Genomic DNA, 21,610 nt, shown 5'->3' with positions numbered 1-21,610 from the left:
GCTCCCCCAGCAACTGGGGCCTAGCCAGGATTACTTGTTGTCCTTGACCTCTTCGAACTCGGCATCGACCACGTCGTCGCCGCCCTGCGCCTTGTCGCCTGCCGGCTGCCCTTCGGCACCGCCCTGCGGCTGCTCGGCGTACATCTTCTGCGCCAGCGGGGTGGATGCCTGGGACACCGCGGCGATCTTGGCCTCGATGTCGGCCTTGCTGTCGCCCTTGATGGCCAGCTCCAGCTCGCCGAGCGCCTTCTCGATGGCGGTCTTGTCGTCCTCGCTGGCCTTGTCGCCAGCCTCGGTCAGCATCTTGCGGGTCGCGTGGACCAGCTGATCACCCTGGTTGCGCGCCGCCACCAGCTCCTCGAACTTGCGGTCTTCCTCGGCGTTGGCCTCGGCGTCGCGCACCATCTGCTCGATCTCCTCCTCGGACAGACCCGAGTTGGCCTTGATCACGATGGACTGCTGCTTCCCGGTCGCCTTGTCCTTGGCGGACACGTGCAGGATACCGTTGGCGTCGATGTCGAAGGTGACCTCGATCTGCGGTACGCCGCGCGGTGCCGGCGGAATGTCGGCCAGGTCGAAGCGGCCCAGCGACTTGTTCTGCGCGGCCTGCTTGCGCTCGCCCTGCAGCACGTGGATGGTCACGGCGCCCTGGTTGTCGTCGGCGGTGGAGAACACCTGCGACTTCTTGGTCGGGATGGTGGTGTTCTTCTCGATCAGCGCGGTCATCACGCCACCCAGGGTCTCGATGCCCAGGGTCAGCGGGGAAACGTCGAGCAGCAGCACGTCCTTGACGTCACCGGCCAGCACGGCACCCTGGATGGCAGCCCCCATGGCCACGGCCTCGTCCGGGTTGACGTCCTTGCGCGGCTCCTTGCCGAAGAACTCGGCGACCTTCTTCTGCACCAGCGGCATGCGGGTCTGACCGCCGACCAGGATCACGTCGTCGATCTTGCCCACGTCGATGCCGGCGTCCTTCAGGGCGATGCGGCACGGCTCGATGGTGCGCTCGACCAGGTCCTCGACCAGCGACTCCAGCTTGGCGCGGGAGATCTTCACGTTGAGGTGCTTGGGACCGGACGCGTCGGCGGTGATGTACGGCAAGTTGACGTCGGTCTGCTGGCTGGAGGACAGCTCGATCTTGGCCTTCTCGGCGGCTTCCTTCAGGCGCTGCATGGCCAGCGGATCGCCCTTGAGGTTGATGCCGGACTCTTTCTTGAATTCGTCGACGAGGTAGTCGATCAGGCGGATGTCGAAGTCCTCGCCACCGAGGAAGGTGTCGCCGTTGGTGGCCAGCACCTCGAACTGGTGCTCGCCGTCGACTTCGGCAATCTCGATCACCGACACGTCGAAGGTACCGCCACCCAGGTCATAGACGATCACGGTGTGGTCACCCTTGGCCTTGTCCATGCCATAGGCCAGCGCGGCCGCGGTCGGCTCGTTGATGATGCGCTTGACGTCCAGGCCGGCGATGCGGCCGGCGTCCTTGGTGGCCTGGCGCTGGCTGTCGTTGAAGTAGGCCGGCACGGTGATCACCGCTTCGGTGACCGGCTCGCCGAGGTAGTCTTCGGCGGTCTTCTTCATCTTCTTCAGCACTTCGGCGCTGATCTGCGGAGGCGCCATCTTCTGGCCCTTCACTTCCACCCAGGCATCGCCGTTGTCGGCCTTGGTGATGGTGTAGGGGACCATCTTGATGTCCTTCTGCACCACGTCTTCCTCGTAGCGGCGGCCGATCAGGCGCTTGACCGCGTAGAGGGTGTTCTGCGGGTTGGTCACCGCCTGGCGCTTGGCCGACTGGCCGACGAGGGTCTCGCCATCATTGGTGTAGGCGATGATGGACGGCGTGGTGCGGCCACCCTCGGCGTTCTCGATGACCTTGATGCTGCCGTTTTCCATGATGGAGACACAGGAGTTGGTGGTCCCCAGGTCGATACCGATGATCTTGCCCATTTCTCTCTCCGAAACTTGTTGTGCGCCTTTGGCTGGCGCCGGCTGACACTGAAACTTGCCTGCCTGACAGATGGGGCCTCGCGGCCGTTATTCAAGCCTTCTCGCTGATCGAAGGCGGTGCATCCGCCGGCGCCTTGCTGACCACGACCATCGCCGGGCGCAGCAGGCGCCCGTTGAGCGCGTAGCCTTTCTGGAACACCTTGAGCACGCTGCCCGGCTCGGCATGGACGCTCTCTTCCATCGCCATCGCCTGGTGGTGCTCGGGATTGAACGGCTCGCCCTGCGGATCGAGCTGCACCAGCTGGTGCCGCGCCAGGGTGTCGAGCAGCAGCTTGTGGGTCAGCTCCAGGCCCTCGCGCACCGCCTTGCCGACCTCATCGTCCGGGCTGGTCAGCTCCAGGCCACGCTCCAGGCTGTCGGCCACCGGCAGCAGGTCGCCGGCGAACTTTTCCAGGGCGAACTTGTGCGCCTTCTCCACGTCCTGTTCGGCGCGGCGGCGGATGTTCTGCAATTCGGCGGCAACGCGCAGCGACTGGTCCTGCGCGGCGGCCAGCTGCTCTTCGAGCGACTGCACGCGCGCGGCCAGGTCCTCGGCGGCCGTGCTTTCGGCTTGCGGGTTCTCCGGGGGCTGGTTATCCAGGTTCTGCTCGTCGGCCATGCGTCCTCCATCTCTGTTTCAAAGCGGGCGACCCCGCGCATGTGCCGCTATATGGGGTCGTCGTCGCGGGCTTCAAGGCGCCGGCTGCGGATATGCGCAAAAAGCTGACATACAGACGGGGCAGATGCCCGGCGGCGCTTGAAGCCCGGGGAAACGGCACTGTATAAATACACAGCCATTTAATCCGGAGCGCCGTCATGCTGGTACATCTCTCGGTCCACAACTACGCCATCGTCGAACACCTCGACCTGGAGCTGCAGGCGGGCATGACCGTGATCAGCGGCGAAACCGGAGCGGGCAAGTCGATCATGCTCGACGCCCTCGGCCTGGCGCTGGGCGATCGCGCCGATAGCAGCGTGGTGCGCCAGGGCGCCGACAAGGCCGACATCCTGGCCAGTTTCGACCTGGCCGACATCGCCGACGCGCGTGCCTGGCTGGCCGAGCGCGACCTGGACAGCGACGGCCCCTGCATCCTGCGCCGGGTGATCACCGCCGAAGGGCGCTCGCGCGGCTACATCAACGGCTCGCCCTGCCCGCTGGGCGATCTCAAGGCGCTCGGCGAGCTGCTGATCGATATCCACAGCCAGCACGAGCACCAGTCGCTGCTCAAGCCCGACACCCACCGCCGGCTGCTGGACGAATTCGCCGGCGCCCAGGAGCTGGCGCGCCAGGTCCAGCTCGCCGCCCAGCGCTGGAAGCAGACGCGCCAGACGCTCGAGCGACTGAGCAACGCCAGCGACGAGCAGCGCGCACGCCACCAGCTGCTGAGCTACCAGCTCGAGGAGCTGGAGAACCTCGGGCTGGGCGAGAACGAGCTGGAGCAACTGGAACAGGAACACCGCAACCTGGCCAACGCCGGCCAGCTGCTCGGCGCCTGCCAGCAGGTGATGGAGCTTTGCAGCGAGAGCGATGCCGGCAACGTGCTGTCGGCGCTGACCGCCAGCCTGCATCGCCTGACCGCCTTCCAGGCCCAGTCCGGCGCACTCGGCGAGGCGGTCAACCTGCTGGCCAGCGCGCAGATCCAGGTGGAAGAGGCGATCGGCGAGCTGAACCGTTTCATCGACCACTTCGATGCCGACCCGCAGCGCCAGCAGGCACTGGAGGAACGCCTCGACGCCATCTACAGCCTGGCACGCAAGCATCGCGTCCAGCCCGCCGAGCTGCCTGCCCTGCAGCAGCGCCTGCTGGGTGAACTCGAAGGGCTGAACGCGGATGACGAAGCTGTCGAGCGCCTGGGCGAGGAACTCGAGGCCTATGCCCGACACTACCGGGAGAAGGCCGCCGAGCTGAGCGGCATCCGCCAGATGGCGGCCGGCCGGCTGGCGGCCGCGGTGGAAGACGAGATCCAGCGCCTGGGCATGCCCGGCGGAAGGTTCAGCGCCGCACTCAAGCCGGCCGCGCAGGATGAGAACCCGCCGCAGGGTCTGGAGATGATCGAGTTTCTGGTCAGCGCCAACCCCGGGCAGCCGCTGCGGCCACTGGCCAAGGTGGCTTCCGGCGGCGAGCTGTCGCGCATCAGCCTGGCGATCCAGGTGATCACCGCGCAGACCTCGCGCACCCCGACGCTGGTGTTCGACGAAGTGGATGTCGGCATCGGCGGCCCGACCGCCGAGATCGTCGGCCAGCTGCTGCGTCGCCTCGGCGAACGCGGCCAGGTGCTGACCGTCACCCATCTGCCGCAGGTCGCGGCGCAGGGCCACAACCACCTGTTCGTGCACAAGGCACGCGGCACGGACGAGACCCGCACCGCGGTGAAGACGCTCGAAGGTGATGCGCGGGTGGAGGAGATTGCACGGATGCTCGGCGGCGTCGACCTCACCGAGCAGTCCTTGGCCCACGCCCGGCAGATGGTGGCCACCGCCCAGGCCTGACCGGGCGCGCTTCGCCCCGGAAATGCAAAAGGCGACCCGCAGGTCGCCTTTTCTTCAGGTAGTCGCTCAGCTCTTCTTGCGGACGTAGAGCACCAGGTTGTGGTCAACCAGCTCGTAGCCGTGGCGGGCGACGATCTCTTTCTGCAGCTTCTCGATATCCGAGTCGAAGAATTCGATGACATCGCCCGAATCGACACAGACCATATGGTCGTGATGGCCACCATCGGCCAACTCGAACACCGCATGGCCGCCGTCGAAGTTGTGGCGAACCACCAGCCCGGCCGCCTCGAACTGGGTCAGGACGCGGTAGACGGTCGCCAGACCGACGTCTTCGCCAGCCTCCATCAGCGCCTTGTACACATCTTCTGCGCTCATGTGACGCTGGCCCGTGCTATCGAGCATTTGCAGAATCTTCACCCGCGGCAGGGTGACTTTCAGACCAGCTTTACGAAGTTCGTTGTTCTCGACCATGGTTGGCTTTCTCGCTGCTGCTGTTTCGCAGCCTCCTTCAATACGGGTATGATCCGGGTTCTTTGCCCAGCCAAGATAGTGGAAGTCACCCACCGATGCAAAACACCAAGCTCATGCTGTCCAGCCTCACGCTCGTGGGTCTGTTCGCACTCGCCGGTTGTTCGTTTCCAGGGGTATACAAGGTCGACATTCAACAGGGCAATGTCGTCACGCAGGACATGATAGATCAGCTGCGCCCCGGAATGACCCGCAAGCAAGTGCGGTTTATCATGGGCAATCCGCTGATCACCGACACCTTCCACGCCAATCGCTGGGACTACCTCTATAGCATCCAGCCCGGTGGCAGCCAGCGCCAGCAGGAGCGTGTCAGCCTGGTGTTCGACGGCAACGACCAGCTGGTCGGCCTGGCCGGCGACTTCATGCCGGGTGTCAGCCGCGACGAGGCGATCCTCGGCACCTCCCCTGCCCCGGCCCCGGTCACCGAAAAGCCGGTCGAGCAGCCTGTCGAGCGGCCGGCCCCCGGCTCGCTGCTCGAGGAAATCCAGCGCGAGGTCGACGCGGCCGAGCCGGTACCCGTGCCGATTCCCGACCCACTGGAAACCGAATGAAGAAAAGCCCGGCCAAGCCGGGCTTTTCTTTTCTGCCCTGCTGGCGCCGGGGCGCTCAGCGCTGGGTCAGCTGCTTGTACAACTGCGGCAGGCGGAACGGCAGCTGCTGCGGCTCCTTGATCAGCGTGTAGCCGTTGGCGCCGAACATGTAGGGCAGGTAATCCCCGGCCTCCCGGTCGATGGTGATGCAGAACGGCAGCAAGCCCTGCTGGCGCGCCTCCAGCACCGCCTGGCGGGTGTCCTCCACGCCGTAGCGCCCCTCGTAGAGATCCAGGTCGTTCGGCTTGCCGTCGGTGACCAGCAGCAGCAGCTTGCGCCGCTGCTTGCACTCGGCAAGCAGGTTGGTGGCGTGCCGGATCGCCGCGCCCATGCGCGTGTAGTAACCGGGCTTGAGTGCCTGGATACGCCCACGCGTCTCGTCACCGTAGGCCTGGCGGAAGCTCTTGAGCTCCTGCATGCGCACCTGCTGGCGACGCAGCGAGGAAAAGCCGTAGAGCGCGAACTGGTCGCCGACGGCCGACAGCGCCTCGCCGAACAGCAGCAGGCTGTCGCCGATCACGTCGATGACCCGGTGCTCGTTGTCCAGATGCGCGTCGGTGGACATCGACAGGTCGGCCAGTAGCAGGGTCGCCAGGTCGCGGCGGTTCTGCCGCTGCTCCATGTACAGGCCGCGCTCGACGCACTGGCCGTTGTGCCGCTCGACGTGGAAATCGAGCCAGGCCTGCATGTCCAGCTCCGAGCCCTGGGGTTGCTGGCGCAGCCATTGGCGATCGTTGCGCAGATGCTCGAACTGCCGGCGCAGGCGCCGTGCCAGCGGGGCCAGGTGCAACGGCAGCGGCTTGGGTTCCGATCCGCGCGGCAACATCGGCTGCAGGCTGACGAAATCCTTCTGCAGGCACTGCTTGCGATAGTCCCATTCGGGCAGCTTGATACCGGCGCCCAGCGGAATGTCGTCGAAGTCCGCCGCAGGCAGGTCGAGGTCGAGCTTGAGCCCGCCACCCTGGCGCATGCGCTGGCGCGACAGGGCCAGCTCGTCGAGATCCTCGGCGACCCGCGCGGCATCCAGGTCCTCTGTGTCGTCACCGCAGCGATCCAGCTCGACATGCTCGGACCAGCTGAACAGGTTCTCCAGCCGGAACAGCAGCAGGCCGTTCTTGCTGGTGCTGTCCTCGACGCGCCGGGCGCGCTTGCGCTGGCGGCTGCGGCCATCCGGCGGGCTTTCCAGGGCACCTTCGCCGTCGGCGCCGTGATCCAGGCTCTGCGGCTCGCCGAGATTCTCCGCCGGGTACAGCCAGAGCGGGACCGGCCAGGGCGCACGCTCGCTACGCGGGAACTGGGCGACGCTGCCGGGCTCGCGCAGCGCCTGGCACAACGCGTCTTCCAGGGCGGCCTCGCCACGTGGCAGCTCGGATGGATCGGGGCGCAACTGCAGGTGCGCCTCGACCAGCCGCCGGTAGCGCGCACGCATGGCCGGGAAGCGCTCGAGCAGCTGCTGCGTCCAACGCTGGTTGTCACGCGCCCAGTGGCGCATGTCGCCGGCCTGCGCCGCCAGCAATGCCAGCCAGCGGTACAGGTCGCGATTCAGCGCCGCGTCGGGATACACCGCCAGGCTCTGCGGCAGGCGCAGGTTGTCGCGGTCGCACCAGGCCACCGGCAGCTGCTTGCAGGTACCGGCGACCTGCTGCAAGAGGTTGCGCCGCACGAGCAGGTCGCGCGCGCTGGCCGCCTCGACGCCCACCCCGCTGGCGCCGCCCATGGCGCGAAACAGCAGCGACAGCGGCCGCTGCATGTCCTGCAACTCGACGCGTGCCTCGGGGAAGTCCGGGCTGGCGCGACGAGTGATGAAACGGTGCCAGACGCTACCGACCCACTCTTCGACTTCGATGGCGAATGCCATGGCAATCACTCCGTAGCGTTGGAAACGACGACGGCCCGCTACTCAGCCGGGCCGTCGGTTCTCACTGCGATCCGCCTCAGGCGGCAGCCGCGGCCGTGGCAGCCACGGTCACTCGGCCACGCTGGCGGAAGCTGTACAGGTAGCAGATCAGGCCGATCAGGAAGAACACCCCGGCGATCAGGCGCAGCCAGAAGAAGATGGCCAGCTGGTCGGCAGTGTTCATGAACGACATGGCGGCGCCATCGGCAGGCAGACGTTGCAGCCAGACCTGCACCACGCCGGCGGCGGTGAGGAACAGGGTGATCAGCATCATCGAGATGGTCATCAGCCAGAAGCCCCAGACTTCGACGGTCTGCGCCCGCGCATCCGGTGCCTCACCCAGCCCGCGCAGGCGCGGCATGGCATAGCTGATCATGGTCATCACGATCATCGCGTAGGCGCCGTAGAACGCCAGGTGACCGTGGGCCGCGGTGATCTGCGAGCCGTGGGTGTAGTAGTTCACCGGAGCCAGGGTGTGCAGGAAGCCCCACACGCCGGCACCAAGGAACGCAGTCACCGTGGTACCCAGCGCCCACAGCGAGGCAGCGCGGTTGGGGTGCTCGCGGCGGCGACGGTTCACCATGTTGAAGGCGAACAGCACCATGGCGAAGAACGGCAGCGGTTCCAGCGCGGAGAAGATCGAACCCAGCCACAGCCAGACGCCCGGTGCGCCGATCCAGAAGAAGTGGTGGCCGGTACCGATGATGCCGGTGATCAGCGCCATGGCGATGATGACGTACAGCCACTTCTCGACGACCTCGCGGTCCACGCCGGTGATCTTGATCAGGACGAAGGCCAGCATCGAACCCATGATCAGTTCCCACACGCCTTCGACCCACAGGTGCACGACCCACCACCAGTAGTACTTGTCGCGCGCCAGGTTCTCCGGGTTGTAGAAGGAGAACAGGAAGAATACCGCCAGGCCGATCAGACCGGTCATCATCACCGTGCTGACCACGGTCTTGCGACCCTTGAGCATGGTCATGCCGATGTTGTAGAGGAAGCCCAGGGCCACCACCACGATGCCGATCTTGGTGATCGTCGGCTGTTCCAGGAACTCGCGCCCCATGGTCGGCAGCAGCTCGTTGTGCGTCAGCTCCGCCAGACCGGCGTAGGGCACGAACAGGTAGCCGAGAATGGTCAGCACGCCGGCGGCGGCAAACACCCAGAACAGGATCAGTGCCAGTTTCGGGCTATGCAGCTCGCGGTCTGCCTCCTCGGGGATGAGGTAGTAGGCCGCGCCCATGAAGCCGAACAACAGCCAGACGATCAGCAGGTTGGTGTGGACCATCCGCGCCACGTTGAATGGCAGCAGCGGGAACAGGAAGTCGCCGACCACATACTGCAGTCCCATGATGAGACCGAAGAGGATCTGCCCGACGAAGAGCATCAGCGCGAACACGAAGTACGGCTTGGCGACGGCTTGCGATTGAAACTTGAGATGCGGATTCATGATGCTCATCCCTCAGCCCTCCCTGTTTGGCGGCCAGCTGTTGGTGTCGATCTTCGAAGTCCACTTGAGGAACTCCGCCATGTCGTCCACTTCCTGGTCGGTCAGATGGAATTGCGGCATCGCCCGACGACCGGGAGCGCCCAGCGGCTGGGCCTTCATCCAGGCATGCAGGAAAGGCTTGAAGCCCTCTTCGCCGCCACGACGGACGAAGACGTTGCCCAGTTCCGGCGCGAAGTAGGCGCCCTCGCCGAGCAGGCTGTGACAGCCGATGCAGTTGTTGTTTTCCCAGACTGCCTTGCCGCGTACGACCGCCTCGGTCATTTCCGATTCGTTGGATCGGTCGGCAAACGTCTGCTCTGTGTGATAGGTAAGGCCCAGGAACACCAGGAAGAAGAACACGCCTCCTCCAAAGTAGATATTCCGGGCCATACCCTTGGTGAAGGTCTCGGACATGGTCGCCTCCTCTTGGCTTGGCGGGGCCAGTGTAAGAAGGCACCTATCGAAATCTGCTTGATAGCGATCAAGAAAAACCCGAACGCGGTAGTCAGGCTTTGTCCCGGCCCGGCGACCAGCCGGCGCACCCCGCATGCGCCGGGGCCTGCGCCCTTGTCTGTGCGCCGAACCGTCTGCAATGGGGGCTGCAGCAGCGGCTATTCGCCGCGGATGTACTGCTCGAGCTGCTGGATCAGGCTGTCCTGCTCGGCCATGGTCTCCTTGACCACGTCGCCGATGGAGAGCAGGCCGAGGGTGCGACCGTTTTCCACCACCGGCAGGTGGCGCAGGTGCTTGTCGGTCATGATCTGCATGCATTCGCGGATGGTCTGGCGCGGCTCCACCGTGACCAGCGAGCTGGTCATGATGGCACTCACCGGCGTGGCGAACGACGAGCGCCCGAGCAGCACCATCTTGCGTGCGTAGTCGCGCTCGCTGACGATGCCGACCAGCCTGCCGTCGGCATCGGCCACGGGCAGCGCGCCGACATTCTTCTGCGCCATCAGCCGCAGCGCATCGAGCACCGAGTCGGTGGGCGCGATGGTGACGATGCCCTGGATCTGCTTGGCGCTGAGCACCTGCGCAATGGTCTTCATGGAATGTCCTCTTGTTGTTCGCCGGGCGCGAGCGCGCCCGTTTCCTGGCAACCGCAAGCAAACATATCGCGCCGCCCGAGGGCGGCAAAGCACTACGAAGGGCTGCCTGCCCCGGCGCCTAGGACGTCAGCTTCAGGCCGATCAGGCCGCCGAGCAGCAGTGCCAGGCTGAGCAGGCGCCAGGGGCCGGCCTGCTCGCCGAACACGAGGATGCCGAGCAGCACGGTGCCCACCGCGCCGATGCCGACCCAGACGGCATAGGCCGTGCCGACCGGCAGCGTCTTCATGGCCTGCGCCAGCAGATAGAAGCTGGCGGCCATGGTGACCAGGGTGAACAGCGTGGGCAGCGGGCGGGAAAAGCCCTCGGAAGCCTTGAGGCCGAGCGCCCAGGCAACTTCCAGCAAGCCGGCGAGCACCAGCAGGGTCCAGGCCGTATTCATGGGACAGACTCCATGCACGAGCAGGGCCGTCCCCGCATGGGCGAAACAGCGGCGGGTCGTCCCGCCGGAGCTGCGACCATAGCACGGCGCCGACAAGGGCACCTGTCTCAGCGCACCGCCGCCCGCAGCAATTCCACCTGACGGCGCAGTTGCGCGGCCTGCGCCCGCTCGGCGCGCAGCCCGCAGGCGAGTTCGGCGTTATGCCGTTCGAGCCGCCCGATCACCTCGCCTACGCCCTGCATCAGGTTGCGCAACACCTGCAGCTCGGCGAGCTGGCTGCGGCAGCGCAACCATTGCAGCCAGCACAGCAGCAGCATCAGCAACACCGCGAAGGAAGACAGCAACATCACCAGCCACGACAACCCCATCTGCATCATCACGCATTCCCCTTGCTTTCCTGTCAGCAAGCGGAACGATATGTCGCATGAAACGACAGGTCGATAATGGCTACATGAACAGGTAAACAATCGGTGCGCATGGTGGCCGCCGGCGAAGCGCTCCGGAGAGCGATCACGCCGGTAACCGGCCGCGAGCGCAGTCCATGTGTCGCCAAACGGGACAGATCGAGATGCTCACTCGCCGACCTCGACCTGCGTGCGCTCGCGCGGCGCGGGCTGCCAATGATCGAGCTGCAGGAACAGGGCCGAGGCCAGCATCGCCATCGCGCCGATGCAGAGGAAGGTCAGGCGGAACGCGTCGATCACTGCCTCGCCGGCGGCACCGGGTGCAGTGAAGCCGCCCAGCAACGCACCGGCCACCGCCACGCCGAGGCTCATCGACAGCTGCACCACCACCGACAGCAGGCTGTTGCCACTGGCCGCATCGCGGTTGCTCAGACCGATCAGCGTCACGGTGTTCATCGCGGTGAACTGCAGCGAATTGACCATGCCGATCAGGCCCAGGTGCAGCAGCACCCAGAGCCCGAGCGTGTCCCGATCGAGCAGCGCCAGGCTGCCGATCAGCGCGCCGAGCAGCAGCGTGTTGCCCACCAGGATGCGCCGGTAGCCGAGCCGGTCGATCAGTTGGCGGGCGATGGACTTGGTCAGCATCGCGCCGACCGCCAGGGGAATCATCATCATCCCCGCCTGCGCCGGCGCGTAGCCCAGCGCGACCTGCAGCAACAACGGCAGGAGGAACGGCAGCGCGCCGCTGCCCAACCGGGCAAACAGATTGCCAAGGATGCCGACGGCGAAGCTGCGCGTGCGGAACAGCCGCGGGCTGAACAGCGGCTGCTCGATGCGCCCGGCGCGCAGCCAGTAGGCCGCCAGGCAGGCGCTGCCAGCCGCCAGCAGCAGCATGACCCGTGCATGCGGCAGCCGCAGTTCGCCAAGGCCTTCCAGGGCGATGGTGATCAGCACCATCGCCGCGCCGAACAGCACGAAGCCCGGGCCATCGAAGCGGGTTCGCTCCGGCCCCCTGAGGTCGGGCATGAAGCGCAGGGCCACCAGGCTGCCGAGCAGGCCGACCGGCAGGTTGATCAGGAAGATCCAGTGCCAGGAAGCGTACTGGACCAGCCAGCCGCCCAACGTCGGTCCCAGCAGCGGGCCGACCATACCCGGCAGGGCAACGAAGGTCATCACCCGCACGAACTCGCTGCGCGGAAAGGCGCGCAGCACCACCAGGCGGCCGACCGGCAGCATCAGCGCGCCACCGATGGCCTGCACCACGCGCGCGACCACCAGCTGGCTGAAGCTGCCCGACAGCGCGCAGAACAGCGAGCCCAGGGTGAACAGCGCAATGGCGGCAAAGAATACCCTTCGCGAACCGAAGCGATCGGCCAGCCAGCCGGAGGCGGGTATCAGCAGCGCGACGGTGAGCATGTAGGCGATCACCACCCCCTGCATGCGCAACGGATCCTCGGCCAGGTCCCGCGCCATGGCCGGCAGCGCGGTATTGAGGATGGTGCCGTCGAGCGTCTGCATGAAGAAGGCGATGGCGACCAGCCACGGCAGAACCCGCGCGGCGCGGGCGTCCAGTACGACAGGAGAGTGCATGGGGGCCCCGGAAAGCAGAGGTGCACCATATTAGAGGATTGCCGGACGGAGGGTTCGCCTGCGCGGGCGCGCACGCAGCCGCGAACTCGAACCCAGGTGCGACATTTTGTCCCTGTAACAATATATTTCTTTAGTAATTGACGCGAATCATTATCATTAGGAAGCGCAAGCGCAATCATTTGCGCCACCCAAATCTGCCAGGAGTCATCCCATGCGCTATCCCGTCATGCTCGCCACCGCGACCCTGCTGCTCACTCCGCTGGCCCAGGCCAAGGAATACCCCATCGGTGAACCCCAGCAGTGCGGCGGCATGGAAGTCGGCGCCGTGTACCTGCAGCCGGTGGAGATGGACCCGGCCGGGCTGATGCGCGCCGCCGCCGATTCCGACGTGCACCTGGAGGCCGACATCAGCGCGCTGGAAGGCAACCCCAACGGCTGGCAGGAAGGCAGCTTCGTACCCTACCTCGGCATCCAGTACGAGCTGCGCAAGAAGGGTTCGGACGAGGTGATCAAGGGCGACTTCCATCCGATGGTCGCCAATGACGGCCCGCACTATGGCGACAACGTCAAGCTGCTCGGCCCGGGCAAGTACCAGCTGACCTACAAGATCCTGCCGCCGGGTGCCGGCCACGGCATGTTCGGCCGCCATACCGACAAGGAGACCGGCGTCGGTCCCTGGTTCGAGGCCTGCGAGCTGAAGTACGAGTTCACCTACGCCGGCATCGGCAAGAAAGGCGGCTACTGATGGTCATGCCCGTGCGTCGCGCCTTGTGCGCCGCCCTGCTCGCCGGCTTCGCCGCCGGCGCGCAGGCGGGCCTGCCCACCTTCGAACTGACCATCCGCGACGGCCACTTCGAGCCCTCGGTGATCGAGGTGCCGGCGCGCCAGCGCTTCAAGATCGTCGTGCACAACGCCGGCAGCGGCCCCACCGAGTTCGAGAGCACGCCGCTGCGAGTGGAGAAGGTGCTCTCCCCGGGCGTGACCTCCTTCGTGGTGATCCACCCGCTCAAGCCAGGCCGCTATCCGTTCTTCGACGAGTTCCACCTGGACCTGCCGGAAGGCGAGATCGTCGCCAAGTAGTCGCATCCCGAGGAGACCACCATGGGCCAATCCCTGTTCATCGTCTGGCGTGAAAGCATCGAGGCACTGCTGGTCATCGGCATCCTGCATGCCTGGCTGCGCCAGCAACCCGACGCCGGCAGCGCGCTGCGCATGCTCTGGAGCGGGGTTGCCGGCGGTCTGGGCCTGGCCCTGCTGCTGGCCTGGGGCGTGCTGGAGGCTGGCGAATGGCTGGCCGGCAGTGCCGGGGAGTGGTTCCAGTGCGCCATGCTGGTGACCGCCGCCCTACTGATCCTGCACATGGTCGGCTGGATGCACCAGCACGGCCGCACGCTCAAGGCCAGCCTGCAGAACAGCGCCGCCGAGAAGCTCAGCCAGGGCAGCGGCGTTGGCCTGGCGGTGCTGGCGATGCTGGCGGTCGGCCGCGAGGGCAGCGAGACCGTGGTGTTCCTCTACGGCATCGGCAACCAGCAGCAGGGCCAGGCGCTCACCGGCTTCGTCATCGGCGGGCTGCTGGGCTTCGTCCTGGCGCTGGTCAGCTACGCGGTGCTGCAGGCCGGCAGCCGCTTCTTCAGCTGGCGGCGCTTCTTCCAGGTCAGCGAAGTGCTGCTCCTGCTGCTCGGCGCCGCCCTGCTGATGGCCGGGCTGGACCGCCTGTCCGGCCAGCTGATGGGCATGGAACTGCCCGAGCAACTCTACGGTGTGTTCGGCGATCCGCTGTGGGACAGCTCCGCCCTGCTGGACGACGGCAGCACCCTGGGCAGCACCCTCGCCGGCCTGACCGGCTACCGCGCGATGCCGTCGCTGGCCGCGGTGCTGGTGATGGCCGCCTACTGGCTGGCGGTCTGGCTGTGGCTGCGGCCGCGCCCACCGCGCCCGCTGGCCGCGGAGCCGGCATGAACATCGCGACACCCTGGCTGGCCCGACTCGGCGACGGGATGCGCCGCCACGCCAGGCTGATCCGCGCCGTGCAATGGATAGTGGTCGGCTTCTACCTGCTGTTGCTGGTAGTGCCGGCCTTTCTCAGCCTGCCGCCGTCGCAGGCGCGCATGCTCGACAACCTCACGCTGTTCGCCCAGTTCGTCTTCTGGGGCCTGTGGTGGCCGTTCGTCCTGCTGTCGATGATCTTCTTCGGCCGGCTCTGGTGCGGCGTGCTCTGCCCCGAAGGCTCGCTCAGCGAATGGGCCAGCTGGAAGGGCCTGGGCCGGGGCACGCCGCGCTGGGTGCGCTGGGGCGGCTGGCCGACCGTGGCGTTCATCCTCACCACCGTCTATGGCCAGTTGATCAGCGTCTACGACTATGCCCAGGCCGCGCTGCTGATCCTCGGCGGCTCCACCGTCGCGGCCATGCTGGTGGGCTTTCTCTACGGGCGCGGCAAGCGCGTCTGGTGCCGCCACCTGTGCCCGGTCAGCGGGGTGTTCAGCCTGCTGGCGCGCCTGGCGCCGCTGCACTACAAGGTCGACGAGCAACGCTGGCTGGCCAACCAGCCGCCGCACCTGGCCACCCCCAACTGCGCCCCGCTGATCGACATCCGCCGCATGCGCGGCAACAGCGAGTGCCACGCCTGCGGGCGCTGCAGCGGCCAGCGCGGCGCGGTGGAACTGAGCATGCGCTCGCCGAACCAGGAGATCCTCATCGTCGGCAGCCAGCCGCAGACCCGGCACTGGGACAGCACCCTGCTGCTGTTCGGCATGATCGGCCTGGCCATGGGCGCCTTCCAGTGGACGGTCAGCCCCTGGTTCATCTCGCTCAAGCAGACCCTGGCCGAGTGGCTGGTCGAGCGCGACATCTTCTGGCCGCTGGAGGCCAACGCCCCCTGGTGGCTGCTGACGCATTACCCACAGGCCAACGATGCCTTCACCTGGCTGGATGGCTCGGTCATCCTGCTCTACATCTTCGGCAGTTCGCTGCTGGTCGGCTCCGCGCTCTGGCTGCTGCTGCGCGGCTCGACCCGGCTGCTGGGCCGCGGCGGCGACTTCTTCGAGCATCTGGCGCTGGCGCTGATTCCGCTGGGTGGCGCCGGGCTGTTCCTTGGGCTCTCGGCGACCACGGTCAAGCTGCTGCGCTACGAAGGCCTGGCACTGGCCTGGGCGCAACCGGCCCGCGCGGCGCTGCTGCTCGGCGCGATCGCCTGGAGCCTGTACCTGGCGTGGAAGGTGCTAGGCCTGTATGGCGCCAACGGCCTGCGCCGGCTGCTGGCCTTCGCCCCGGTGATCGCGGCGACGGCGCTGGTCGGCTATGGCTGGTACCTGCAATTCTGGGGCTGGAGCTGAGGGCGACCGGCCTCGAATGGTCGCCCGGGGGCCCATCCAGCCTCTCGCTAGCCGCGCAGCATGAAAGCCGGGAACAGCCGATCCAGGCGCTCCCACAGACGCTGCTGGTCGTAGGGCGCGCGGCTGTCGGCGAGCTGCTCGTCGAGCATGCGCGCGGTGCGCACGCACTGCACGGCGAAGCGTTCCACACCGCGCCGCTGCAGGCGCTGCGCCAGCTCCCAGAGCCGCTCGGCATCGAACAGCCCCCAGTGCACGGTGGTGCGACACTCGTGATCGACGCCGCTTTCCAGCAGGTAATCCAGGCTTTTCCAGTTGGCCGGGCCGCTGCCGTCGACACCGGTGATCGCCGCACTGTGCTCGGGCAGTGCCTTGACATCGAAGCCGACCCAGTCCACCAGCGGCAGCACCTGGCGGAACAGCTTCGGCTTGATCCCCGCGCTGTGCAGGCCGACCTTGTAGCCCAGCGCGCGCACCTGGGCGATGGCATCCAGCAGCGCGCTCTGCAGGGTCGGCTCGCCGCCGCTGAACACCACCGCCTCGAGCAGGCCGACGCGCTGCTCGAGGAAGGCGAGAATCTCCGCCCAGGGTCGCTCCTCGCTGCCGCAGGTCGGGATCAGCTGCGGATTGTGACAATAGCGACAGCGCCAGCCGCAGCCCTGGCAGAACAGCACGCAGGCCAGGTGGTCGGGGAAATCCAGGGTGGTCAGGGGCACCAGGCCCCCGACCCGCAGCGCTGCGGTCACCGCGCCGCCGCTTCGGTGAAGTGCAGGCGCTCGCGATGCTCGGACTGCTTGCCGGGGTTGAACGCCGCCACCGGGCGGTGATAGCCCATCACGCGGGTCCAGACTTCGCAGCGCTGGCGCAGTTCCTGGGGCAGTTGGGTCGCTTGGCTCATGGTGACTCTCCTTTTGCTGGGGTGGAGTATGCCGCGCGGCCCCGGACGGAACGGCGCGGCACGGGGTCGCGGATCAGGCCGGTACGGCCGCGGCAGCCTGCTGCTTGTGCAGCAGCGCTTCGTCGCACTTGGGGCAGAACTCGTGCTCGCCGGCGAGGTAGCCGTGCACCGGGCAGATCGAGAACGTCGGCGTGACCGTCAGGTATGGCAGGCGGAAGCGCCCGAGGGCGTTGCGCACCAGCTTCTTGCAGGCCTCGGCCGAGGAAATCTGCTCGGCCATGTACAGGTGCAGCACGGTGCCGCCGGTGTACTTGCACTGCAGTTCGTCCTGCAGCGCCAGCGCCTCGAAGGGGTCGTCGGTGTAGCCCACTGGCAGCTGCGAGGAGTTGGTGTAGTACGGCGCCGCGGCCGAACCGGCCTGGAGGATGTCGGGGAAGCGCTTGCGATCCTCCTTGGCGAAGCGATAGGTGGTGCCCTCGGCCGGCGTCGCCTCGAGGTTGTAGAGGTGGCCGGTGTCCTCCTGGAACTGCACCAGGCGCGCGCGCACATGGTCGAGCAGCTCGACCGCCAGGCGCCGCCCCGCCTCGGTATGCAGCCCCTCGGCATCCTCGCTGTAGTTGCGCAGCATCTCGTGCAGGCCGTTCACGCCGATGGTGGAGAAATGGTTGCGCAACGTGCCCAGGTAACGCTTGGTGTAGGGGTACAGGCCGGCATCCATGTGATGCTGGATCACCTTGCGCTTGACCTCCAGGCTCTGCCGCGCCAGCTCCAGCAGGCTGTCCAGATGCGCCAGCAGCCCGGCCCAGTCGCCGGCGTGCAGGTAGCCCAGGCGCGCGCAGTTGATCGTCACCACGCCCAGCGAGCCGGTCTGCTCGGCCGAGCCGAACAACCCGCCGCCGCGCTTGAGCAGCTCGCGCACGTCCAACTGCAGGCGGCAGCACATCGAGCGCACCTGGTTGGGCTTCATGTCCGAGTTGAGGAAGTTCTGGAAGTACGGCAGGCCGTAGCGCGCGGTCATCTCGAACAGGCGCGTGGCGTTGTCGCTGTCCCAGGGGAAGTCATGGGTGATGTTGTAGGTCGGGATCGGGAAGGTAAACACCCGGCCCAGGCCGTCGCCGGCCTGCATGACTTCTATATAGGCGCGGTTGATCAGCTCCATCTCGGCCTGCAGCTCGCCGTAGGCGAAGGGCATCTCCTGGCCGCCGATGTAGGGAATCTGCTCGCGCAGGTCCTCCGGGCAGACCCAGTCGAAGGTCAGGTTGGTGAACGGCGTCTGGGTACCCCAGCGCGACGGCACGTTGAGGTTGTAGACGAACTCCTGGATCGCCTGGCGCACCTCCTCAAAGCCGAGGCCGTCCTTGCGCACGAAGGGTGCGAGGTAGGTATCGAAGCTGCTGAACGCCTGCGCGCCGGCCCACTCGTTCTGCAGCGTGCCGAGGAAGTTGACCATCTGCCCGAGGGCGCTGGACAGGTGCTTCGGCGGGCCCGCCTCGACCCGTCCGGGAATGCCGTTGAAGCCCTCATTGAGCAGCGTGCGCAGCGACCAGCCGGCGCAGTAGCCGGCGAGCATGTCCAGGTCGTGGATGTGCAGGTCGCCCTCGCGGTGCGCCGTGCCGATCTCCGGGCTGTAGACCTCGTCCAGCCAGTAGTTGGCGGTGACCTTGCCCGACACGTTGAGGATCAGCCCACCCAGTGAGTAACCCTGGTTGGCGTTGGCGCGCACCCGCCAGTCCTCGCGGGAGAGGTACTCGTTCATCGAGGCCGCCACGTCGACCACCGCCTTGCGGTCACGGCGCAGGCGCGCATGGCGCTCGCGATAGACGATGTAGGCGCGCGCGGTATCGAAGTGCCCGGCCTGCATCAGCGTGCGCTCGACGCGGTCCTGGACCTGCTCGATCTCCACCAGCGCCGCCCCCGCCAGCTGGCCGACCACTGCGTCGGCCAGGGCCTGCGCGGCCGGCTCCTCGAACTCGCCGGTGCTCTGGCCGGCCGCCGCGATGGCACGGACGATCTTCTGCGTGCTGAACGGCATCTCGCGGCCATCGCGCTTGCGCAGCCGCACCGGCGCCTGCCCCCCAGTCAAGTCCTTCACCTGGCCTCCTCACTACATCTAGTTGGATTAACGAACGGAACCACAAGATGCTGTGCATGGTAGGCACAAGGGCCGCAGATAAATTGATGACCGTCAATTCCGCCGGCAGGCCGGAAAATTTCCCGCCGCGACAGTTGCGCACAGGCGACGAACTTGTCTGGCGTCAAGGAAGCGGGCAGGCGCGGCCTCCTAGCATGCCCTCGACCGAACGCGCCCTTCTGCGCCCGGGGGAGGAACGATGCTTACCGAAATGTCCCTGATCAACGCGCTGCGCAGCCACCACCTGTTCAGTCGCCTGCCCGATGCCGCGATGCAGGAGGTCTGTGCGCTGGCCAACCTGAAACGCCTGCCGGCCGGCGCCACGCTGTTCCATCAGGGCGACAAGGCCGACCGCTTCTACTACCTGTTCAGCGGCCAGGTGAAACTGCATCGCGTGGTCTGCGACGGCCAGGAGAAGCTCGTCGAGGTGATGCGCGCCGGCGACTCCTTCGCCGAGGCACTGCTGTTCCGCGGCACGCCCTACTACCCGGTCAGCGCCACCGCGCTCAAGGCCAGCCTGGCGGTCAGTCTGAACGGCCCGCACTACCGGCGCATCCTCGAGGAGCAGCCCGGCATCTGCCTGGAGATCCTCGCCACCCTCAGCGTGCGCCTGCACCAGCGGATGGTCGAGATCGACACCCTGACCATGGCCAATGCCAGCCGGCGCGTGGTGCGCTTCCTGCTGCAGTCCGCCGGCGAGCGCGACGGCGTGGTGACCCTCGACGTCCCCAAGCGCCTGGTCGCCTCCAAGCTCGGCATCCAGCCGGAGACCTTCTCGCGCATCCTCCATCGCCTGGTGGAGGCCGGCACCATCTCGGTCGAGCGCCGGCGCATCGAGATCCTCGATCCCCAGGAACTGGCCGCGCACGACGAGTAGGCGCCGCCGTTCTTGATCGCAGTCATGCACGCGCCGGCACCCGGCGCGGATACTGACGCGCATTGCCACAGCCACCGGGAGCACTCATGACCACGCCAACCCACGGGCCGCTGGTGTATTCCTGCTCGGGCTGCTCGAATGTCGCACAGATGGCCAACACCCTGGCCGTGCGCCTGGATCGTGCCGGCCTGGCCGAAATGTCCTGCATCGCCGGCGTCGGCGGGCGGGTCGAGGCACTGGTGAAGAAAGCCCACTCCGGCCGTCGTATCCTCGCCATCGACGGCTGCCCGTTGCACTGCGCGCGTGCCTGCCTGGCACAGCACGGGGTCACCCCCGACGTGCACGTGACGCTCAGCAGCTACGGCCTGCGCAAGCGCTACCGGCAGGACTGCAGCGAAGAGGAAGTTGCCGCCCTGTTCGAGGACATGAAGGCGATCATCGCCAGCGACCGCATGCGCCCGCGCCCGCGGGCCTGCTGAAGGAAAGCGCGCGGCGGGCCAGCACCGCCGCGCATCGGATCACGCGCCGGCCGCCTGCGCCCGGCCGGCCGCGGCGACTTCCTCGCCGGCTCCCTGCAGCAGCTTCCACAGCCAGGCCGGCAGGGTGTCCGGGTCCAGGCTATCGATCAGGTTCTTGATCGCCAGGCCCAGTTCGGTATCACCTTCGATGATCAGCCGACGGCGGAAGAACAGGGTGTCCGGGTCTTCCTGGCGGCTGGCCAGCAGCAGGAATTCGCGCCAGTTGCCCCGTATGGCGACCTCTACCGCGGCCTGCTCGGCGATGCGCAGGCGCCCGCCCTGGCAGGTCAGGCACCAGGCCAGGCCGAGATCGCTGACCTCGAGTTTCATCCAGCGGCCGTCGAGCATGTCGAAGGCGCCATCGGCCAGCGACTCGGCGAAGACCTGGTTGAGGCTGCGCTCCAGTGCCAGGCGCTGGAGCAGGAAGGGGGTACGGGCGGCCAGCGGCAGCAGCCGGCTGCCTAGGTTGACCAGGTGCGCACGGGGATTCAGCACAGGCCGGCCTCCTCTGCACGCAGCATGCCGGCCTGGCCGTGCCAGTAGCCATTGCAGCCGTCGACCGCCAGCGGCGGCAGTCCACCCTTGCGCACCGCGTCGAACGCGGCGATCACCTGTTCCATGCCTTCGGCACGTGGGCTCAGGCGCAGCAGGTCGGCGCCGGCGTTGACCAGCTCCGGGTAGTCGGCCAGCAGGTTGCTGACCGAGGCGGACATGGTCTGGATGCCGTTGATGGTGAACAGCGGCGCGTTCTCCTGGCTGAGCAGCGGGATGCCCTCGGGGTAGTTCTGGCAGCAGAACTGACAGTCGTCCTTGGGCCGGTTTTCGGCGCGGGCGGTGAAGCAGCGCGCCGAGTAGGCCAGCGGCAGGTGCCCGTAGGCGAAGATTTCCACCTCCGGCCGTGCCACCTCGAGGCTGTCGAGCTGGCGCAGGGTGTGGCCGATCAGCTGGCCGGAGGCTTCCACCGGCGGCACCCAGCGCTGCATGCCGCTGGCCACCAGCTCGGCCAGCGCATGGCCGTTGTACAGGTTGAGCGCCGGCCCGCCGACGAAGGGCAGCTTGCGCTCGGACATCAGCTGCACGGCGCCCATGTCGTTGGCCTCGACCAGCAGCTCGCCGTTGTCGCACAGGCGGCGCAGGCTGGACAATTCCGAGGCGGCCTCGACCAGGGTGAGACCGGAGAGCACCAGCTGCGCCGAGGAGACCCGGGCGATGTCGCGGGCCAGGCCCAGCCAGTCGTCGAGCATCATGTCGCGGCGCTTGGAGCAGACCGTCTCGCCGAGGTAGATCACGTCCAGCGGCTGCTCGGCCATGCTGGCGTAGAAGTCGTGGGTCTTGTTGCGATCCCAGTAGAACAGCACCGGGCCGAGACTGAGTTTCATGTTGGCGTCCTCG

At 67.0% G+C, this 21,610-nt stretch carries 23 protein-coding genes; 8 read left to right on the top strand and 15 right to left on the bottom strand.

Annotation, left to right across the window (positions count from 1 at the left end; translation table 11 throughout):
- Positions 1-30: 30 nt before the first annotated feature.
- Both dnaK and grpE read right to left on the bottom strand, forming a co-directional pair.
- A complete protein-coding gene (dnaK, locus tag L3N39_RS06620; protein WP_237256478.1) occupies positions 31-1,947 on the bottom strand; it encodes a molecular chaperone DnaK in 1,917 nt (638 codons plus the stop codon).
- Positions 1,948-2,038: 91 nt separating this feature from the next.
- The gene (grpE, locus tag L3N39_RS06615; RefSeq protein ID WP_237256477.1) at positions 2,039-2,605 is read right to left on the bottom strand and encodes a nucleotide exchange factor GrpE; all 567 of its coding nucleotides are present in this window, start codon (positions 2,603-2,605) and stop codon (positions 2,039-2,041) included.
- Positions 2,606-2,802: 197 nt separating this feature from the next.
- On the opposite strand from grpE, the gene recN reads away from it, so the two are divergent.
- Positions 2,803-4,476: a DNA repair protein RecN gene (gene recN, locus L3N39_RS06610; protein ID WP_237256476.1), complete on the top strand. Its 1,674-nt coding sequence runs from the start codon at positions 2,803-2,805 to the stop codon at positions 4,474-4,476.
- 66 nt (positions 4,477-4,542) lie between these two features.
- On the opposite strand, the gene fur is transcribed toward recN, so the two are convergent.
- Positions 4,543-4,947 (bottom strand): ferric iron uptake transcriptional regulator, encoded by a 405-nt coding sequence (fur, locus tag L3N39_RS06605; protein ID WP_237256475.1) that lies wholly within the window; start codon positions 4,945-4,947, stop codon positions 4,543-4,545.
- Positions 4,948-5,042: 95 nt separating this feature from the next.
- On the opposite strand from fur, the gene L3N39_RS06600 reads away from it, so the two are divergent.
- Positions 5,043-5,555, top strand: a complete 513-nt coding sequence (locus L3N39_RS06600) for an outer membrane protein assembly factor BamE (RefSeq protein ID WP_237256602.1) — start codon at positions 5,043-5,045, stop codon at positions 5,553-5,555.
- A 55-nt stretch (positions 5,556-5,610) separates the two neighbouring features.
- Here L3N39_RS06600 and L3N39_RS06595 read toward each other — a convergent pair whose 3' ends face one another.
- The 7 genes from L3N39_RS06595 to mdtD form a co-directional block, all read right to left on the bottom strand.
- Positions 5,611-7,452 (bottom strand): nitric oxide reductase activation protein NorD, encoded by a 1,842-nt coding sequence (locus tag L3N39_RS06595; protein WP_237256474.1) that lies wholly within the window; start codon positions 7,450-7,452, stop codon positions 5,611-5,613.
- A gap of 76 nt (positions 7,453-7,528) precedes the next feature.
- Complete coding sequence (locus L3N39_RS06590; RefSeq protein WP_237256473.1) at positions 7,529-8,953, bottom strand: cbb3-type cytochrome c oxidase subunit I; 1,425 nt, start codon at positions 8,951-8,953, stop codon at positions 7,529-7,531.
- 3 nt (positions 8,954-8,956) lie between these two features.
- Positions 8,957-9,397 (bottom strand): c-type cytochrome, encoded by a 441-nt coding sequence (locus L3N39_RS06585; RefSeq protein ID WP_237256472.1) that lies wholly within the window; start codon positions 9,395-9,397, stop codon positions 8,957-8,959.
- A gap of 197 nt (positions 9,398-9,594) precedes the next feature.
- A complete protein-coding gene (locus tag L3N39_RS06580; protein ID WP_237256471.1) occupies positions 9,595-10,032 on the bottom strand; it encodes a CBS domain-containing protein in 438 nt (145 codons plus the stop codon).
- A gap of 118 nt (positions 10,033-10,150) precedes the next feature.
- Positions 10,151-10,471, bottom strand: coding sequence for a quaternary ammonium compound efflux SMR transporter SugE (sugE, locus tag L3N39_RS06575; RefSeq protein ID WP_237256470.1), 321 nt, complete (start codon positions 10,469-10,471; stop codon positions 10,151-10,153).
- Between the two features lie 107 nt (positions 10,472-10,578).
- On the bottom strand, positions 10,579-10,848 hold the full coding sequence (locus L3N39_RS06570; RefSeq protein WP_237256600.1) for a hypothetical protein: 270 nt from the start codon (positions 10,846-10,848) through the stop codon (positions 10,579-10,581).
- A gap of 195 nt (positions 10,849-11,043) precedes the next feature.
- A complete protein-coding gene (mdtD, locus tag L3N39_RS06565; RefSeq protein ID WP_237256469.1) occupies positions 11,044-12,465 on the bottom strand; it encodes a multidrug transporter subunit MdtD in 1,422 nt (473 codons plus the stop codon).
- A 211-nt stretch (positions 12,466-12,676) separates the two neighbouring features.
- On the opposite strand from mdtD, the gene L3N39_RS06560 reads away from it, so the two are divergent.
- From L3N39_RS06560 to L3N39_RS06545, 4 genes are read left to right on the top strand one after another with little or no spacing between them, the layout of a single operon-like run.
- Positions 12,677-13,210, top strand: a complete 534-nt coding sequence (locus L3N39_RS06560; RefSeq protein ID WP_237256468.1) for an iron transporter — start codon at positions 12,677-12,679, stop codon at positions 13,208-13,210.
- Positions 13,210-13,545 (top strand): cupredoxin domain-containing protein, encoded by a 336-nt coding sequence (locus L3N39_RS06555; RefSeq protein WP_431978004.1) that lies wholly within the window; start codon positions 13,210-13,212, stop codon positions 13,543-13,545. Before L3N39_RS06560 ends, L3N39_RS06555 begins: the two co-directional genes overlap by 1 nt.
- A gap of 21 nt (positions 13,546-13,566) precedes the next feature.
- The gene (locus L3N39_RS06550) at positions 13,567-14,424 is read left to right on the top strand and encodes an FTR1 family iron permease (RefSeq protein ID WP_237256467.1); all 858 of its coding nucleotides are present in this window, start codon (positions 13,567-13,569) and stop codon (positions 14,422-14,424) included.
- Complete coding sequence (locus L3N39_RS06545) at positions 14,421-15,797, top strand: 4Fe-4S binding protein (RefSeq protein WP_237256466.1); 1,377 nt, start codon at positions 14,421-14,423, stop codon at positions 15,795-15,797. Before L3N39_RS06550 ends, L3N39_RS06545 begins: the two co-directional genes overlap by 4 nt.
- Positions 15,798-15,844: 47 nt before the next feature.
- Here the strand turns inward: L3N39_RS06545 and L3N39_RS06540 are convergent, their stop codons facing one another.
- From L3N39_RS06540 to L3N39_RS06530, 3 genes are all read right to left on the bottom strand, one after another.
- Positions 15,845-16,540 (bottom strand): anaerobic ribonucleoside-triphosphate reductase activating protein, encoded by a 696-nt coding sequence (locus tag L3N39_RS06540; protein WP_237256465.1) that lies wholly within the window; start codon positions 16,538-16,540, stop codon positions 15,845-15,847.
- Positions 16,537-16,692: an anaerobic ribonucleoside-triphosphate reductase gene (gene nrdD, locus L3N39_RS06535; protein WP_237256464.1), complete on the bottom strand. Its 156-nt coding sequence runs from the start codon at positions 16,690-16,692 to the stop codon at positions 16,537-16,539. Before nrdD ends, L3N39_RS06540 begins: the two co-directional genes overlap by 4 nt.
- Positions 16,693-16,765: 73 nt before the next feature.
- Complete coding sequence (locus L3N39_RS06530) at positions 16,766-18,784, bottom strand: ribonucleoside triphosphate reductase (protein WP_348983390.1); 2,019 nt, start codon at positions 18,782-18,784, stop codon at positions 16,766-16,768.
- A 238-nt stretch (positions 18,785-19,022) separates the two neighbouring features.
- On the opposite strand from L3N39_RS06530, the gene L3N39_RS06525 reads away from it, so the two are divergent.
- Both L3N39_RS06525 and L3N39_RS06520 read left to right on the top strand, forming a co-directional pair.
- Positions 19,023-19,700, top strand: coding sequence for a Crp/Fnr family transcriptional regulator (locus L3N39_RS06525; RefSeq protein ID WP_237256463.1), 678 nt, complete (start codon positions 19,023-19,025; stop codon positions 19,698-19,700).
- 86 nt (positions 19,701-19,786) lie between these two features.
- Positions 19,787-20,179: a putative zinc-binding protein gene (locus tag L3N39_RS06520; protein WP_237256462.1), complete on the top strand. Its 393-nt coding sequence runs from the start codon at positions 19,787-19,789 to the stop codon at positions 20,177-20,179.
- 39 nt (positions 20,180-20,218) lie between these two features.
- Here L3N39_RS06520 and ubiT read toward each other — a convergent pair whose 3' ends face one another.
- Entirely contained in the window at positions 20,219-20,713 is a 495-nt protein-coding gene (gene ubiT, locus L3N39_RS06515; RefSeq protein WP_237256461.1) for a ubiquinone anaerobic biosynthesis accessory factor UbiT, read from the bottom strand.
- Entirely contained in the window at positions 20,707-21,597 is an 891-nt protein-coding gene (locus tag L3N39_RS06510) for a U32 family peptidase (RefSeq protein ID WP_237256460.1), read from the bottom strand. Before L3N39_RS06510 ends, ubiT begins: the two co-directional genes overlap by 7 nt.
- Positions 21,598-21,610: the final 13 nt, after the last annotated feature.

The organism is Pseudomonas oligotrophica (assembly GCF_021726475.1).
Classification (GTDB): Bacteria; Pseudomonadota; Gammaproteobacteria; order Pseudomonadales; family Pseudomonadaceae; genus Stutzerimonas; species Stutzerimonas oligotrophica.
Note: the sequence above shows the minus strand (reverse complement) of the source record. Positions and strands in the feature narration are given on the sequence as shown.

Excerpts from the sequence above, each read along its gene's own strand:
- L3N39_RS06560 (WP_237256468.1), top strand. The coding sequence starts at position 12,677 with ATGCGCTATCCCGTCATGCTCGCCACCGCGACCCTGCTGCTCACTCCG.
- recN (WP_237256476.1), top strand. The coding sequence starts at position 2,803 with ATGCTGGTACATCTCTCGGTCCACAACTACGCCATCGTCGAACACCTC.
- L3N39_RS06595 (WP_237256474.1), bottom strand. The coding sequence starts at position 7,452 with ATGGCATTCGCCATCGAAGTCGAAGAGTGGGTCGGTAGCGTCTGGCAC.
- L3N39_RS06580 (WP_237256471.1), bottom strand. The coding sequence starts at position 10,032 with ATGAAGACCATTGCGCAGGTGCTCAGCGCCAAGCAGATCCAGGGCATC.
- sugE (WP_237256470.1), bottom strand. The coding sequence starts at position 10,471 with ATGAATACGGCCTGGACCCTGCTGGTGCTCGCCGGCTTGCTGGAAGTT.
- L3N39_RS06600 (WP_237256602.1), top strand. The coding sequence starts at position 5,043 with ATGCAAAACACCAAGCTCATGCTGTCCAGCCTCACGCTCGTGGGTCTG.
- L3N39_RS06555 (WP_431978004.1), top strand. The coding sequence starts at position 13,210 with ATGGTCATGCCCGTGCGTCGCGCCTTGTGCGCCGCCCTGCTCGCCGGC.
- L3N39_RS06585 (WP_237256472.1), bottom strand. The coding sequence starts at position 9,397 with ATGTCCGAGACCTTCACCAAGGGTATGGCCCGGAATATCTACTTTGGA.
- L3N39_RS06525 (WP_237256463.1), top strand. The coding sequence starts at position 19,023 with ATGCTTACCGAAATGTCCCTGATCAACGCGCTGCGCAGCCACCACCTG.
- grpE (WP_237256477.1), bottom strand. The coding sequence starts at position 2,605 with ATGGCCGACGAGCAGAACCTGGATAACCAGCCCCCGGAGAACCCGCAA.
- mdtD (WP_237256469.1), bottom strand. The coding sequence starts at position 12,465 with ATGCACTCTCCTGTCGTACTGGACGCCCGCGCCGCGCGGGTTCTGCCG.
- nrdD (WP_237256464.1), bottom strand. The coding sequence starts at position 16,692 with ATGAGCCAAGCGACCCAACTGCCCCAGGAACTGCGCCAGCGCTGCGAA.
- L3N39_RS06550 (WP_237256467.1), top strand. The coding sequence starts at position 13,567 with ATGGGCCAATCCCTGTTCATCGTCTGGCGTGAAAGCATCGAGGCACTG.
- fur (WP_237256475.1), bottom strand. The coding sequence starts at position 4,947 with ATGGTCGAGAACAACGAACTTCGTAAAGCTGGTCTGAAAGTCACCCTG.
- L3N39_RS06545 (WP_237256466.1), top strand. The coding sequence starts at position 14,421 with ATGAACATCGCGACACCCTGGCTGGCCCGACTCGGCGACGGGATGCGC.
- L3N39_RS06510 (WP_237256460.1), bottom strand. The coding sequence starts at position 21,597 with ATGAAACTCAGTCTCGGCCCGGTGCTGTTCTACTGGGATCGCAACAAG.
- dnaK (WP_237256478.1), bottom strand. The coding sequence starts at position 1,947 with ATGGGCAAGATCATCGGTATCGACCTGGGGACCACCAACTCCTGTGTC.
- L3N39_RS06570 (WP_237256600.1), bottom strand. The coding sequence starts at position 10,848 with ATGATGCAGATGGGGTTGTCGTGGCTGGTGATGTTGCTGTCTTCCTTC.
- L3N39_RS06520 (WP_237256462.1), top strand. The coding sequence starts at position 19,787 with ATGACCACGCCAACCCACGGGCCGCTGGTGTATTCCTGCTCGGGCTGC.
- L3N39_RS06590 (WP_237256473.1), bottom strand. The coding sequence starts at position 8,953 with ATGAGCATCATGAATCCGCATCTCAAGTTTCAATCGCAAGCCGTCGCC.